Below are 13292 nucleotides of genomic sequence, written 5' to 3'. Positions count from 1 at the left end.
AGCAAAGGGTCGCAACGGAACGCGGACGACCGATGTGATGAGCGCGATCCGCGCCAGGGTCGCCGGCCGCGCGCTCGGTGCCGGCGACCGGCTGCCATCAATCCGGGGTCTGGCCGCGACGATGGGCGTTTCGCCCTCCACGGTGGTGGAGGCCTATGATCGCCTGGCGGCCGAGGGCCTGATCCGCGCCCGCCGCGGCTCGGGCTTCTATGTTTCGCCGAGCGTCATGCCGCCGCTTGCATTGACCGAAGCCGAGCCGCGCCGCGACCGCGCGATCGATCCGTTCTGGGTGTCCAGGCAATCGCTCGATGCCGATGAGAGCGTGCTCAAGCCCGGCTGCGGCTGGCTGCCGCCGGACTGGATGCCGGAGGACGCCTTGCGCCGCGCCGCGCGCGCACTTGCCCGCACGGATGCGAGCGTCTTGACCAATTACGGCTCGACGTCCGGCTCCCCTGCTCTGCGCCGACTGCTGTTGAAACGGCTGGCCGAAGACGAGATCGAGGCGTCGGTCAACCAGCTGATGCTGACGGGTTCGGGCACGCAGGCAACCGACCTGATCTGCCGCTTCCTGCTCCGCCCCGGCGACACGGTGCTGGTCGACGATCCCTGCTACTTCAATTTCCGCGCGCTGCTGCGGGCGCATCAGGCGAAGATCATCAGCGTGCCTCACACGCCGTCGGGCCCGGACGTCGCGCGCTTCGAGCAGATCCTTGGCAGCGAGCGGCCGCGGCTCTACATCACCAATTCAGCGCTGCACAACCCGACCGGCGCCTCGCTCTCGCTGCAGACCGCGCACCGGCTTCTGACGGCGGCGGCCGCGCACGATCTCACCATTGTCGAGGACGACATCTTCGGCGATTTCGAGCCGGAGCGCTCGCCGCGCCTTGCCGCGCTCGACGGGCTCAATCGCGTGATCCGCATCGGCAGCTTCTCCAAGACGCTGTCGGCCTCGGCCCGCTGCGGCTACATCGCGGGACGCGCGGACTGGATCGAGCAATTGGTCGACCTCCAGGTCGCGACCAGCTTTGGCGGTCCGAGCCCGGTTGCGACCGAACTCATCGCCAATGTCCTGGCCGGCGGCAGCTATCGCAAACACATGGACGAGCTCAGGCAGAGACTCACACGCACGCGCCGCGACATCGCGCGAAAACTTCAGGCGCTCGGCATCGAGCCCTGGCTGATGCCGCGCGGCGGCTTCTTCCTCTGGAGCCGCCTTGCGGACGGACAAGACGCCACAGCTGTGGCGCGCGCCGCGCTCGAAGAGGATGTGGTGCTGGCGCCCGGCAACGTGTTCAGCGTGTCGCAGACGGCAACGAGCTTCATGCGGTTCAACGTGGCGCACATGAACGAACCGCGGATGTGGGACGTGCTGCGGCGGGCGTTGAAGGCGGCTTGAGGATCATCGACGCCTAATACCACGGCTCCTCATACACCGGCTTGCCGTCGAGCAGCAGCCGCTTGATGGCGGCGCGGCCTGAGGGCAGCACGGCGGCGACGACGCGCAGCTTCTGCTGGTTGCGGGCCTGCTCGAGCGTCCTGCCCTCGCCTTCGGGCACGAAATAGCTTTCGAGACCGTATTTGACCGTCAGCTTGTCACAGAAGATGGGGCTGGTCGAACCGCAGGAATAGCTGACGCGGCCGCGGATCAGGATCTCGGGAGTCGTGACCGGAACAGGCTCGGCATGCACCGAGACGGCCTCGTAGAGTCCGTTGGCATTGGGCGCGAGCTTGACGAACACGACGGGATTGCGCGTGCCGGACGGCTTGCCGGTCAGGCTACCGGCCGGCAGCTGCGAAATGTCGTAGCGGAGCACGACATAATCGCCGCGCAGGAGATCGCGGGGATCGACGGGCTGGGTCTGTAGGGTCACCTCGCGGCCGTCGCGCAGGATCTGCATGCGGTCGGCGATCATCAGGACCAGCAGCACGCATTGGATCAGGATGGCGGCACCAAACAGCACGGCTTTCGGGATGCGCTGCCAGAACGCGGTGACGGATGCCATCATCTCGGTCATCGCTCGGCCCTCGGCAGCATGCGATTGAGCGCGGTTGCAAACACGACGGCGACGATGCCGGCGGCCGCAAGGAAAGCTGAGCGGCGTAGCAGCGAGCCCTTTACCGCCCAGGTGATGCCGGCGATCCCGAGCCAGCCGGCGACGATGCGCGGACGCACGTCATCGAGCATGCCGGAGACGACGAGACAGAGCATGGCGCAGAGCAGCGCGGCATAGGCGAACCAGGACTCGCCGGCCAAGGACGCCGGCCACATCGGCGCCGCGAGCAGGACCAGCCCGATCGCGCAGGCTGCAAGGACTTCACCTGCGCGCCTGGTGATCGCAGCCGACGCCAGCGCAAGGATCACACCGGCAACCCCGCACACAATCGCCCAAAGCGGCTGGCCCGCACCAGAACCGGTCCGGAAGCGGACGATGTCGTCGACCGTCGTCACCTCCAGGAATGCGGCGACGGCCAGCGAAAGCGCGCCGTAGATCGACAGGACGCTGCCGAGCCGGAGCGCCCTCGGCGACGGCGCGGCGGCGATCGCGAGCCCGGCGCCGAACAGCAGGGCTGCACCGTTCGCGAGCACGAATGACGGCTGAGCGCCGTCAAACTCGAAACGAAGCGACGTCGCGATCCACCAGGGCACAACCGCGATCGCGACGAGATGGGCGGCGATGCGGGAATGCCAGGCGAAGGCGAGAGCGGCGGCAAACAGCCAGACCGCTGGGAATGGAAGATGCAGGACATCAGGCGCATCATAGCTGCGCATGCAGGTCCAGACCGAGGCAGCCGCGAGGCCGACCGCAAGCGCGCCGCGCGAGCCGGTCAGCACCGCTGCGGCCAACGCGCCGATCGACCACAACAGCATGCCGCCGGCAAAGTCTTCGCCGAGATGATACATCTGCCCGACCAGCGCGATGCCCGCGCCGAAGATGATGGCACCGATGCTGGCGCAGAGATCGGCGAGAACGGTGCGCCCCGTCGCGGCGAACCAGGCGCCGAGACCGCCGGCGACGGCCATGCCGGCGAGCAGGATCGCAAACCGCATCAGCCGCGCGATCTCCGTCCAGTGCGCGGCAACGAAGGCAAGGAAGGCGGCTGCGATCAGGAGACCGCCGACGATGGCAACGACCACGGCGATGTTGATGCCGGGCGACAGCGGCGGCAGCGCATTGCGGATGGAGACGGCGGCCGCGGGCGCGATCACGCCGTCGGCTTCCCATTGCGCAAGGTCAGCTTCGAGGCGCTGCCGGTAGGCTTTGTCGAACATCGTCGTGGATTACCTGACTGCTGCCGGCGGCTGGCTCCGTGCCCGCCGGCGGGCTGTTGCTAGGTCGGCCCCTGCCGTTGGCAGGTTCAACCTTTATCATCGCTCGGGTGACTGGGCACCGGATGCTCAATAGCTGCACGGCACATTAGCCGCTCCGCTCGCGGATCGCCTGCGCGCCCGCCAGGATGCCGCGTTGGAGCGCGCGCGCAGCCGGCGAGAGGTCGCGGCCGATGCGCCAGATCAGATAGAGCTCGCGCTCGATCACGGGCTCGACCAGCTTGCGCCAGGTGAGCACGGGATGATCCGCCTCCGGCCAGGCGAGGCTCGGCAGCGGCGCGACGCCGACGCCTGCTTCGACCAGCGCCAGCAGCGTCGCCGGATGCTCGGCTTCATGGATCGGCGTGCCATGTCCAAGCTCCGCGAAGCCGCGCTCGATCTCGAGCCGGATCCCTGTGCCTGACGCCATCACCACGAGGCCGGCTTTCGATGCTTCCGTCCAGCTCACAGCATCGCGCGCGCTGAGCGGATGATCGCGGCGCATCACCAGCGCGAAATTGTCGACCAGCAGGCGCGAGGCGTCGAGCTCCGGATCGTCACCGGGCACATTGGCTATGCCGAGATCGACATCGCCGCCGCGCAGCGCCGCAAAGATCTGGTGCCGCGAAATCTCCTTCAACGTCACCGCGACCATCGGATGCTCGCGCTGGAATGTTGCGAGCACGCGCGGCATCAACCGCAGCGCCACCGACGGCACGCAGGCCACCGTGACGTGACCGCGGCGGTGCTCGCGCAAATCGCGCAGATCCTGGAGCTGGCGATCGAGATCAGCGAGCAGACGCTGGATGCCCGGCATGAAATCCGCGCCGACCTTGCTGAGCTGGAGCTTTCGTGTGGTGCGATCGAGCAGCCGCACCCGCAAGTTTTCCTCGAGCTGACGCACCGCCTGGCTGACGGCGGATTGCGACATCCCGAGCGCGCGCGCCGCCGCGCTGAAGCTGCCGGTCTCGACGACGCGGACAAAGGCGCGCAGCTGTTTCAGGTCGAGCTGATCTATTAGCATTGCTTATAAATATATCTCTCTATTCCGTATTGTTAATGAAAATCTCCAATGCAAGGATTTTGGGCGAAGACCGGGGATGACCATCAATTGGGCAGTCGACGAGCTAACTCGTTGTTCTGACAAGTCAAAGGACTGGGACGTGATCAACAGACGCGACCTCATGAAGTATTCGCTGCTGGGTGCGGCGACGGCGCCGCTGGCCGGCCTCATCACCCCGGGCTTCGCGGCCGGCAGCAAGGTGGCGATCGCCGAGGCGCTGCGGCTCGGCATGTACAACTCGCTTTATGTAGCCGCGGACAAGGGACTATTCGCCAAGCATGGCCTGGACGCCGATCTCTCCACCGCCGGCGGCATCGCGCTGCCGGTGCCGATCCTGCTCTCTGGGCGCGGCCAGATCGGCGTGACCAGCCCGGGCATGTCGGTCAACGCGGTTCGCGAGGGCGGCAAGATCAAGAACATCGCCAAGATCGTCGGCGGCGTGTCGATGTGGGGCATTGCGAAACCCGACAGCAAGATCAGGACGATCGAGGATCTGCGCGGCAAGACCATCGCGACGCTGAAATTCCCGTCCTCGACGATTCAAGTGCCGACCTACGCGATCAAGACCATCGGCAAGTTCGATCCGAAGGAAGCCGGCGTCGCCTTCCTCGAACTGCCGCCGGGCGCGCAGGCCGCCGCGGTGAAGGACGGCCGCGCCGACATCGCCACCGCCTTCGAATGGGACGTCAGCATCGCCGCCGAGCAGTTCGGCCTCGTGCCCGTGCTGTCCTTTGCCGATGCGCTGGGATCGCTCTGCTTCACCACCGCGATGGCGACGGAAGAGACGATCGCGAGCAATCCCGCCGCCGTGCAGGGGTTCTGCAATGCGATCGCGGAAGCGCAGAAGCTGATGCACGAAAACAACGCCGTCTTCACCGAGGTCGCAGAAAAATACTTCCCGAAGGTCACGCCGTCGGTGGTCGCGAGCGCAACGAAGAACTTCTTCGGCTCGAAAACCGCGATCCCGCGCAACCCGACCATCTCCGCCGATGAATGGGACCGCGCGATGCAGCTCGAACAAGGCGGCGGCGCGGTGCAATCCGCGCTGCCCTACGCGCAGATGGTCGACAACCGTTTCGCCGAGCAGGCCACCAAGCAGTTCGGTCTCGCGTCATGACAGTGAATACGTCTCCCGCGCGCGAACCGCGCTACGTCACTTTGCCGGCGCGGCCCGAGCCGCTTCGGCTTGCCGTCGACGAGACCGCGGTGGTCGTCGTCGACATGCAGAACGCCTATGCCTCGCCGAACGGTTATCTCGACCTCGCAGGCTTCGACATCTCCGGCGCCAAGGCTGCGATCACGGCGATCCAGGATGTGCTGGGTGTCGCGCGCAGCGCCGGCGTTCCCGTGATCTTCTTCCAGAACGGCTGGGACGCGGACTATGTCGAGGCCGGCGGGCCGGGCTCGCCGAACTGGCACAAGTCGAATGCGCTGAAGACGATGCGCAAACGGCCCGAGTTGCAAGGCAAGCTGCTCGCCAAGGGCGGCTGGGACTATGCGCTGGTCGACGATCTGCAGCCGAGGCCCGGCGACATCGTGCTGCCGAAGACGCGCTACAGCGGCTTCTTCAACAGCCAGTTCGACAGCATCTTGCGCGCCCGCGGCATCCGCAATCTCGTGTTCTGCGGCATCGCCACCAATGTCTGCGTGGAATCGACGCTGCGCGACGGTTTTCACCTCGAATATTTCGGCGTGATGCTGGAGGACGCGACCCATCAGGCCGGCCCCGACTACATCCAGAAGGCTTCCGTCTTCAACATCGAGACCTTCTTCGGCTGGGTCTCCAGTGCGAGCGACTTCCGCCGCGCCTTTGCTCAGACCGAAGCCGTTCCAGCAAAAGAGGATACGCTATGACCGATCGTGCCATCATTCCGCCGGGTACCCACGCCCCCATCGCCCCGTTCTCGCCGGGTATGATGGCCGACAACGTGATCTACGTGTCGGGCACGCTGGCCTTCGATGCCAACAACGACGTCGTCCATGAGGGCGATGCCGCCGGCCAGACCCGGCACATCCTGGAGACGATCAAGCGCGTGCTGGAGACGGCGGGATCGAGCCTTGCCGACGTCACCTTCAACTCGATCTTCATCACCGACTGGGCCAACTACGCCGCGGTCAACAAGGTCTATGCCGAGTATTTTCCGGGCGAGAAGCCGGCGCGCTACTGCATCCAGTGCGGCCTGGTGAAGCCGGCCTGCCTCGTCGAGATCGCCTCGATCGCACACAAGAGGGCGTGAGGTGGCCGTGCTCGACGCCGGCCAGGCCGCGGTGACGGGAACGCGATTCAAACTGCCATCCGCGCTTCGCATCGCGCTGCTCCAGATCGCGCTGCTGGTCGCGTTGCTCGCGGCCTGGGAGCTCGCGATCCGGTTCGGGCTGATCGCGGTCTATCTCTACGGCCAGCCGAGCGGCATCATCGCGAAAGGCGCCAAGCTGATCGCAAGCGGCGAGTTGCTCCGCGACGCGGCGCTGACCGCATGGGAGGCCATCGCCGGCTTCCTGATCGGAACGGTGCTCGGCAGCGCGGCGGGGCTGTCGCTGTGGCTCGTCCCGACCGGAGCTGCGGTACTGCGACCCTATCTCGTCGCGCTCAACGGCCTGCCAAAAATCGCGCTGGCGCCGCTGATCATCGTCTGGTTCGGCATCGGTCTCTCCTCGAAGATCGCGATCGCCGCGATCATCACCTTCATCGTCGCCGTCATCACCGCGCTCCAGGGCGCCAAGGAGGTTGATGCCGATCTCGTCAAGCTGTTGCGCTCGCTCGGTGCCTCCCGCTTGAAAACCTGGCGCACCGTCATCGTGCCCGGCGCGATGCCGTGGATCGTCGCAGCCTTCCGCCTCAATGTCGGCTTCGCCCTGATCGGCGCTGTCGTCGGCGAGTACATCGCCTCCAAGGAAGGCCTCGGTTACATGATCTACTATGCCGGCGTGCTCTACGACCTCAACGCAGTCTGGGTCGGCATCGCGACGCTGATGGTGGTCGCACTGCTGATGTACGGCGCGATCGATCTGATTGAGCGGCGCCTGCTCTCCTGATCCGAAACCACATCACTCCAATAGCTGGGACGTCATGGCTTTTGCACGCGGCAGGGATGCCGAGATCTATTACGAAGTTCACGGGCGCGGCACGCCGGTTCTGCTCTCGGCCGGCATGGGCGGCAGCGGCTCGTTCTGGGCGCCGCAGCTCGAAGCGCTCGCGAGCCGCCACCAGGTCATCCTCTACGACCACGTCGGCACCGGCCGCAGCGCAAACAGCAGCCGCAGCATCGCCGGCATGGCCGACGACATCGCTTGCGTGCTCGACCAGGCGAACGTCGATGCCGCGCATGTCGTCGGCCACGCCATCGGCGGCATCGTCGGAATCGAGCTGGCGCTGCGTCATCCGAAACGGCTGCGCAGCCTCGTTGTCGTCAACGGCTGGGGCCGCGCCGATCCGTTCCTGCGGCGCTGCTTCGAGATTCGAAAGCAGCTCCTGAATCAGTCCGGCCCGCAGGCCTATGTGCGCGCGCAGCCGCTGTTCCTCTATCCGCCGCAATGGATCTCCGAGAACATCGCCCATCTCGATGCCGAGGAAGAGAAGATCCTCAAGCATTTCCCGTCCGTCGCGACGATGAACCAGCGCATCGACATGTTCCTGGCGTTCGAGGGTGGCAGGCGCCTTGCGGAGATCGACGTGCCGACGCTGCTGTCATCCGCGAGGGACGACGCGCTGGTGCCGGCCTATCTCACCCGCGAGCTCGCCGCCGCCATTCCGGGCGCGCGCGTGCATGAGGTCGATTGGGGCGCGCACGCCTTCAGCGTGGTCACGCCAAAGATCTTCAACGACACGCTGCTCGACTTCCTAAGGGAGGTGGACCGATGAACGCGCTCGAGCACAACCTCGCAGCTTCAGAGCCGATCGTGCTGCGCGCCGAGAATGTCGGCGTCACCTTCGATGGCGCTGGCCGTCCGGTCGAGGCGATCCGCAAGGTCGACTTCGAGCTCCGCCGCGGCGAGACGCTGGCGATCGTGGGCCCCTCCGGCTGCGGCAAGTCCACGCTGTTCAACGCCATCGCCGGGCTGCTGCGGCCGACCCGTGGCCATGTCGAGGTCGGCGGCCGGCGCGTGGACGATGCCGCCGGCCATGTCGGCTACATGCTGCAGAAGGATCTGCTGTTGCCGTGGCGCAGCGTGCTCGACAACGTCATGCTCGGGCTCGAGATTCGCAAAGCGCCGAAACCACGTGCGCGCGAGATCGCGCTGGAGCTGATCCGGACTTACGGCCTCTCTGGCTTCGAGCACGCAAAGCCCGCGGCGCTCTCCGGCGGCATGCGCCAGCGCGTCGCCATCATGCGCACGCTCGCCTTCGACCCTGACGTGATCCTGCTCGACGAGCCGTTCTCCGCGCTCGACTTCCAGACCCGCCTGCTGATGCAGGCCGATGTCTCCCGCATCATCGCCGAGCGCGGCAAGAGCGCCATTCTCGTCACCCACGACATTGGCGAAGCCATCGCCATGGCCGACCGGGTGCTGGTGCTGAGCGCGCGCCCTGCGACGGTGCGCGCGCTGCATGTGATCGAGTTGCCGCGGGAGGGCCGCGACCCGGCAGCATTGCGCACCGACCCGCAATTCCAGGACTACTTTGCGAAGATCTGGGCCGACCTCGAGAAGCCGGCCAGCGTCGCGTGAGGACCGGATAGCCAAAATAGCGAACCACCCGAAGAGAGGGACAGAATGGCCCGAAGGCGACGCATCGATCTTTTCATATTCTGCAAAAGAGATGCTCGGACTGCGCCAATGGTTGGAGAAGACTCAAGGCTGTAGCCTTCGCACAACACGGCCGTAAACGGCCACACTGCGAGGGGGGACTGCATCCATGGAATTCGGCGTCTTCGTCCTGGCGCAGCAGCGCGGCTATCATCAGTGCTCGCGGCAGGTGATCAACAACGCGGTCGAGCAGACCGTCACCGCGGAAGCCGCGGGATCTGGCGCTCGCAGCGGCCTGAGCGGTCGCCCCGGATCTACGGTGATGAGAGCGCTCCTGTGTCTCGTCGCCGCGACGACGCTGGCGCTCCAGGTGGGCGCCGCGGCGGCCCAGACGGCCGCGGAATCCTGGCCGAACCGCGCGATCACCTGGGTGGTGCCGTTCGGGGCCGGCGGCGTCACCGACCTCGTCTCGCGCAAGATCGCGGAGCTGCTGCGGACGCGGCTTGGGCAGCCCGTGGTGGTGGAGAACCGACCCGGCGCTGGCGGGACCATCGGGACGGAATTCGTCGCTCGGGCCCAGCCCGACGGCTACACCGTGCTCTATGCCTCCGGCGGGCCTATGACGATCCAGCCGAACCTGGGGCTGGCGAAGCTCAACTACGACCCGCTCAAAAGCTACGTCCACGTCCGCGGCGTGAGCTCGGCGAACCAGATCCTGGTCGCGACCGCTGCAGCGCCCTACAGCACGCTGGCCGAGTTCGTCGCCTACGCAAAGGCCAACCCGGGCAAGGTCAATTTCGGCTCCCCCGGCCCCGGCACCGCCCAGCATCTTGCCGGCGAGATGTTCCAGGCGGCCGCCGGCATCAAGCTGACCCACGTGCCCTACAAGTCGGGCTCGAGCCAGATGACCGACATGATGTCGGGCATCCTGGACGTCTCCTTCGACTACCTCGCCGTGCTCAGGCCGCTGATCGACACCGGCAAGGTCAAGGTGCTCGGCACCACCGGCAGGGCGCGGCTGGCCGCGCTGCCCGACGCGCCCACGGTGCTGGAGGCCGGCTACCCGGACGCCGTCAATGCCGGCTCGACCTGGGTCTCGGTCCCGGCCGGTACCGACCCGAGAATCGTGGGCAGGCTCTCCGAGGCGCTGGCCGGCGCGCTCGCCGACCCCGCCATCGTCGCGGACCTCGCCGCCAACGGCCAGGTGTCGATCGCCGACAAGGGGCCGGCGGAGATGGAGCCGTTCATCGTCGAGGAGACCGCACGCACCAAGCGGGTGATCGAGAGCGCGGGCATCGCCGCGCATTAGCGCAGGCGCATGGCGGTGGACGTCGCGCACCCGAAGGAGCGGTCGTCGGCGTGGCGCGCGAGATCGCGAAGGAGCGGAAGGGGCCGAGCTGGAGAAGCCGGCCGGGATGGCGTGAGGAGCGAGCCTAATTCGCCTTGATCCCGGCCTCGCTGATGAGCTTGCCCCATTTCGTGCTTTCGCTCTGAATGAAGCGGCCGAACTGCTCGGGCTGCATCGGTGCCGGCTCTGCGCCGAGGGTGCGGATCTTCTCCGCCACCGAGGGATCCTTCAGAGCTTTGGTGAAGGCTTCATTCAACCTGCCGATGACATCCGCAGGCGTGCCGGCGGGAGCAACGAGCCCGAACCAGCCCACGGATTCGAACCCCCCAATGCCGCTCTCGGCCAGCGTCGGCACGTCGGGCAAGGACGGAAGGCGCCGCGCGGAGGACACGCCGATCGCATTGAGCTTGCCGTCGAGGATCAATTGCCGCGATGCCGGAATATCCAGCACCGCGAACGGGACATGCCCCGCGAGAACATCGACCGTCGCCGGCGCCGTCCCGCGATACGGGACCAGCTCCATGGCGATCCCGGTCTTCTGCGTGAACAGCGCAGCCGTCAAATGCATCGCCGTCGAGTTGCCGCCGTGTCCGATCGATAGCGCGCCCGGCTTGGCCTTGGCGAGCGCAATCGTCTCCGCGGCGGTGTGCGCCGGGATATTCACAGATGCGACCAGCACAAAGGGAATTTCCGCAAGCAGGGTGATGGGCGCGAGATCCTTCAGCTCGAACGGCATCGCGGCATTGAGGTGCGGATTGACCGTGAGCGCGCCCGCCGGCGCAACGCCGAGCGTGTAGCCGTCGGGCTTGGCCTGCGCGACCGCGGCCATGCCGATGTTGCCGCCGGCCCCCGCGCGGTTCTCGATGACCAGGCTCTGCTTGAGCTCGGCGGTGACGAGCGGCTCGAGCGCGCGGATGACGGTGTCAGCGCTGCCGCCGGGCGGGAAGGTCACGATGACCTTGATCAGTTGCTCCGGATAGGCGGCACGGCCTGCCTGCAGCGGCAACACGGCGAAAGTCGCAGCCGTCAGCACGGCCAGGATGCGGCGCCTTGCAACGTGAAACACGTTCTCCTCCTTAAGTGTGCTTTTGTCCTTGAAACACAGCCGGCGGCTTGCGCCGCCAGGCTGCCCGCCTGAAGTCGCCTTACGCCGCAGCGCCAGTGATCCGCGCCAGCAGGCCCAGTGGATCTGCGGGCGCGGCCTGTCCGCGCCAGGCGATGTGCTGATCGGGCCGCGCCAGCACCAGTTTCTCGGCATAGGCGCCGTTCGCCTCATCAGGTGCGATGTCGACCAGCGCGAGCGGCACGCCGCGCTCCTTCGCGGCGGATTGCAGCTGCGTCACATCGATCGCCGGGTCGAACCGCAACAATGTGTAGCCGGCTCCGAACGCATCGTAGAGCGATCGTCCATCGCGCAGGAAGAAATGCGGCGCGCGGGCGCCCGGCACTGTGGAGGGCGTGAAGCCGCCCATCGCGTAAGGCGGCGGCGTCTCGCCATCATAGGCGATGATCGGCGAGGCATCGTAATAGTAGCCGAAGTTCAATCCGGCGCAGCAATATTGCTGCACGTTGAGATCATAGGCCGCTCTCGCCAATGCCGCGCGCGCGGCGTGGCCGCGCGGCGTGTCGTCCTCGATCTCCGCCGAGACGCCGCCGCGTTGCGCCATCATCTTCATCGCGTGGTCCATCGCAAAGCGCGACACCTGCTCGGTGATCGGTTGGCGCTCTGCCTCATAGGCATCGAGGATCGCAGCCGGAGCCCAGCCGTTCAGATGCGCCGCCAGCTGCCAGCAGAGATCGACGGCGTCCGCAATGCCCGCATTCATGCCGTAGCCGGCATAGGGCATCCACAGATGCGCGGCGTCGCCGCAGATGAAGACCCTGCGGTCGCGGAAGCGATCGGCCACGAGGCGACGCCCGACCCAATCCTCCTTGCTGAGCACTCGGTATTCGAAGCGCTCGTCGACACCGAGGATGGCGCGGATCGACCAGTCGCGATCGACCGAGTCGAACTCGGGCTCGTCGGGCTTCAGATGATTGTGGATCAGCCAGCGGTCGTGACCGTCGATCGCAACTGTCGTGCCGGAGCGGCGCGGGTTGAGCGAGAGCACCATCCAGGCCGGCTTGTGCGCACCCATCAACTCCTTCAGTTGCGGCGCTTCGATGAAGGTCGACTGCACGCGCTGGATCACCGGCGTGCCGGACAGGCTGGCACCGATCGATTTGCGCACGAGGGAGCGGCTGCCGTCGCAGCCGATCACGAAGGACGCTTCGATGCGGAGCGAGCTGCCGCTGTCGAGATCGCGCGCGAGTGCGCCGACGTGGTCGCTGTGCTGTTCAATGTCCGTAATTTCCGTGCGCGCCAGGATCTTGATCCGCGGCTGCGCCGCGGCATGGCTGAACAGGATCGGCTCGAGATAGATCTGGTTGATCCGGTGCGGCGGCTCCGGCGTCGGCCACCAGGTGTCGGGGCCGCCAGTCGCGCTGTAGCGGCGCGCACGGGAGGGAATGTCGATACGGCAGAGCTCCATGCCGGTCGCCGTGGTCCGATAGGAGCAATCGTTGGGAAAGTCCGCAGGAAGCCCCGCATCGCGCAGCTTGGCGGCAACGCCGAGCCGTCGAAAAATCTCCATCGAGCGCGCCGACACGTGATTGCACTTGACGCTGGGCGGATCGCCGGCGTGACGGATCTCCGCGACGACGACGTCGATCCCGCGCGAGGCCAGATCCATCGCCGCGGTCAATCCGACGGGCCCGGCGCCCACCACCAGTACCTGTGTCCTCATGCTCGCTCCCATCCTCGCTACGGATTCTCCGCCGCGCAGCCTGCATTTTATTACAGGTCTGTTTATGCGATAAGCCGGAAAGAACTCATCAATTCATGAGCT

Annotated in this window: 13 protein-coding genes; 8 read left to right on the top strand and 5 right to left on the bottom strand. The window is 66.5% G+C overall.

What is annotated here, in order from left to right:
* Positions 1-37 precede the first annotated feature (37 nt).
* A complete protein-coding gene (locus JQ603_RS33740; RefSeq protein ID WP_212346585.1) occupies positions 38-1396 on the top strand; it encodes a PLP-dependent aminotransferase family protein in 1359 nt (452 codons plus the stop codon).
* A gap of 13 nt (positions 1397-1409) precedes the next feature.
* Here JQ603_RS33740 and JQ603_RS33735 read toward each other — a convergent pair whose 3' ends face one another.
* The 3 genes from JQ603_RS33735 to JQ603_RS33725 form a co-directional block, all read right to left on the bottom strand.
* Positions 1410-2015, bottom strand: a complete 606-nt coding sequence (locus tag JQ603_RS33735) for a GDYXXLXY domain-containing protein (RefSeq protein WP_212346584.1) — start codon at positions 2013-2015, stop codon at positions 1410-1412.
* On the bottom strand, positions 2012-3271 hold the full coding sequence (locus tag JQ603_RS33730; RefSeq protein WP_212346582.1) for a DUF2157 domain-containing protein: 1260 nt from the start codon (positions 3269-3271) through the stop codon (positions 2012-2014). Before JQ603_RS33730 ends, JQ603_RS33735 begins: the two co-directional genes overlap by 4 nt.
* A gap of 145 nt (positions 3272-3416) precedes the next feature.
* The gene (locus JQ603_RS33725; RefSeq protein ID WP_212346580.1) at positions 3417-4331 is read right to left on the bottom strand and encodes a LysR family transcriptional regulator; all 915 of its coding nucleotides are present in this window, start codon (positions 4329-4331) and stop codon (positions 3417-3419) included.
* A gap of 139 nt (positions 4332-4470) precedes the next feature.
* On the opposite strand from JQ603_RS33725, the gene JQ603_RS33720 reads away from it, so the two are divergent.
* From JQ603_RS33720 to JQ603_RS33690, 7 genes are all read left to right on the top strand, one after another.
* Positions 4471-5487 (top strand): ABC transporter substrate-binding protein, encoded by a 1017-nt coding sequence (locus JQ603_RS33720; RefSeq protein WP_212346578.1) that lies wholly within the window; start codon positions 4471-4473, stop codon positions 5485-5487.
* Positions 5484-6224, top strand: a complete 741-nt coding sequence (gene rutB / locus JQ603_RS33715) for a pyrimidine utilization protein B (RefSeq protein ID WP_212346575.1) — start codon at positions 5484-5486, stop codon at positions 6222-6224. Before JQ603_RS33720 ends, rutB begins: the two co-directional genes overlap by 4 nt.
* Positions 6221-6607: a pyrimidine utilization protein C gene (rutC, locus tag JQ603_RS33710; RefSeq protein ID WP_212346572.1), complete on the top strand. Its 387-nt coding sequence runs from the start codon at positions 6221-6223 to the stop codon at positions 6605-6607. Before rutB ends, rutC begins: the two co-directional genes overlap by 4 nt.
* A gap of 1 nt (position 6608) precedes the next feature.
* Positions 6609-7406: an ABC transporter permease gene (locus JQ603_RS33705; protein WP_212346570.1), complete on the top strand. Its 798-nt coding sequence runs from the start codon at positions 6609-6611 to the stop codon at positions 7404-7406.
* Between the two features lie 34 nt (positions 7407-7440).
* Positions 7441-8232, top strand: a complete 792-nt coding sequence (gene rutD / locus JQ603_RS33700; protein ID WP_212346568.1) for a pyrimidine utilization protein D — start codon at positions 7441-7443, stop codon at positions 8230-8232.
* Positions 8229-9038, top strand: coding sequence for an ABC transporter ATP-binding protein (locus tag JQ603_RS33695; protein WP_212346565.1), 810 nt, complete (start codon positions 8229-8231; stop codon positions 9036-9038). Before rutD ends, JQ603_RS33695 begins: the two co-directional genes overlap by 4 nt.
* A 187-nt stretch (positions 9039-9225) precedes the next feature.
* A complete protein-coding gene (locus JQ603_RS33690; RefSeq protein ID WP_212346563.1) occupies positions 9226-10365 on the top strand; it encodes a Bug family tripartite tricarboxylate transporter substrate binding protein in 1140 nt (379 codons plus the stop codon).
* 124 nt (positions 10366-10489) lie between these two features.
* Here the strand turns inward: JQ603_RS33690 and JQ603_RS33685 are convergent, their stop codons facing one another.
* Positions 10490-11470: a Bug family tripartite tricarboxylate transporter substrate binding protein gene (locus JQ603_RS33685; RefSeq protein ID WP_212346561.1), complete on the bottom strand. Its 981-nt coding sequence runs from the start codon at positions 11468-11470 to the stop codon at positions 10490-10492.
* A gap of 79 nt (positions 11471-11549) precedes the next feature.
* Complete coding sequence (locus JQ603_RS33680) at positions 11550-13190, bottom strand: FAD-dependent oxidoreductase (RefSeq protein ID WP_212346559.1); 1641 nt, start codon at positions 13188-13190, stop codon at positions 11550-11552.
* Positions 13191-13292: the final 102 nt, after the last annotated feature.

It is taken from the genome of Bradyrhizobium liaoningense (assembly GCF_018130825.1).
Lineage (GTDB): Bacteria > Pseudomonadota > Alphaproteobacteria > Rhizobiales > Xanthobacteraceae > Bradyrhizobium > Bradyrhizobium liaoningense_B.
Note: the sequence above shows the minus strand (reverse complement) of the source record. Positions and strands in the feature narration are given on the sequence as shown.

Coding starts and splice junctions, on each gene's coding strand:
- rutD (WP_212346568.1), top strand. CDS start 7,441: ATGGCTTTTGCACGCGGCAGGGATGCCGAGATCTATTACGAAGTTCAC.
- rutC (WP_212346572.1), top strand. CDS start 6,221: ATGACCGATCGTGCCATCATTCCGCCGGGTACCCACGCCCCCATCGCC.
- JQ603_RS33680 (WP_212346559.1), bottom strand. CDS start 13,190: ATGAGGACACAGGTACTGGTGGTGGGCGCCGGGCCCGTCGGATTGACC.
- JQ603_RS33695 (WP_212346565.1), top strand. CDS start 8,229: ATGAACGCGCTCGAGCACAACCTCGCAGCTTCAGAGCCGATCGTGCTG.
- JQ603_RS33730 (WP_212346582.1), bottom strand. CDS start 3,271: ATGTTCGACAAAGCCTACCGGCAGCGCCTCGAAGCTGACCTTGCGCAA.
- JQ603_RS33740 (WP_212346585.1), top strand. CDS start 38: ATGAGCGCGATCCGCGCCAGGGTCGCCGGCCGCGCGCTCGGTGCCGGC.
- rutB (WP_212346575.1), top strand. CDS start 5,484: ATGACAGTGAATACGTCTCCCGCGCGCGAACCGCGCTACGTCACTTTG.
- JQ603_RS33735 (WP_212346584.1), bottom strand. CDS start 2,015: ATGACCGAGATGATGGCATCCGTCACCGCGTTCTGGCAGCGCATCCCG.
- JQ603_RS33690 (WP_212346563.1), top strand. CDS start 9,226: ATGGAATTCGGCGTCTTCGTCCTGGCGCAGCAGCGCGGCTATCATCAG.
- JQ603_RS33725 (WP_212346580.1), bottom strand. CDS start 4,331: ATGCTAATAGATCAGCTCGACCTGAAACAGCTGCGCGCCTTTGTCCGC.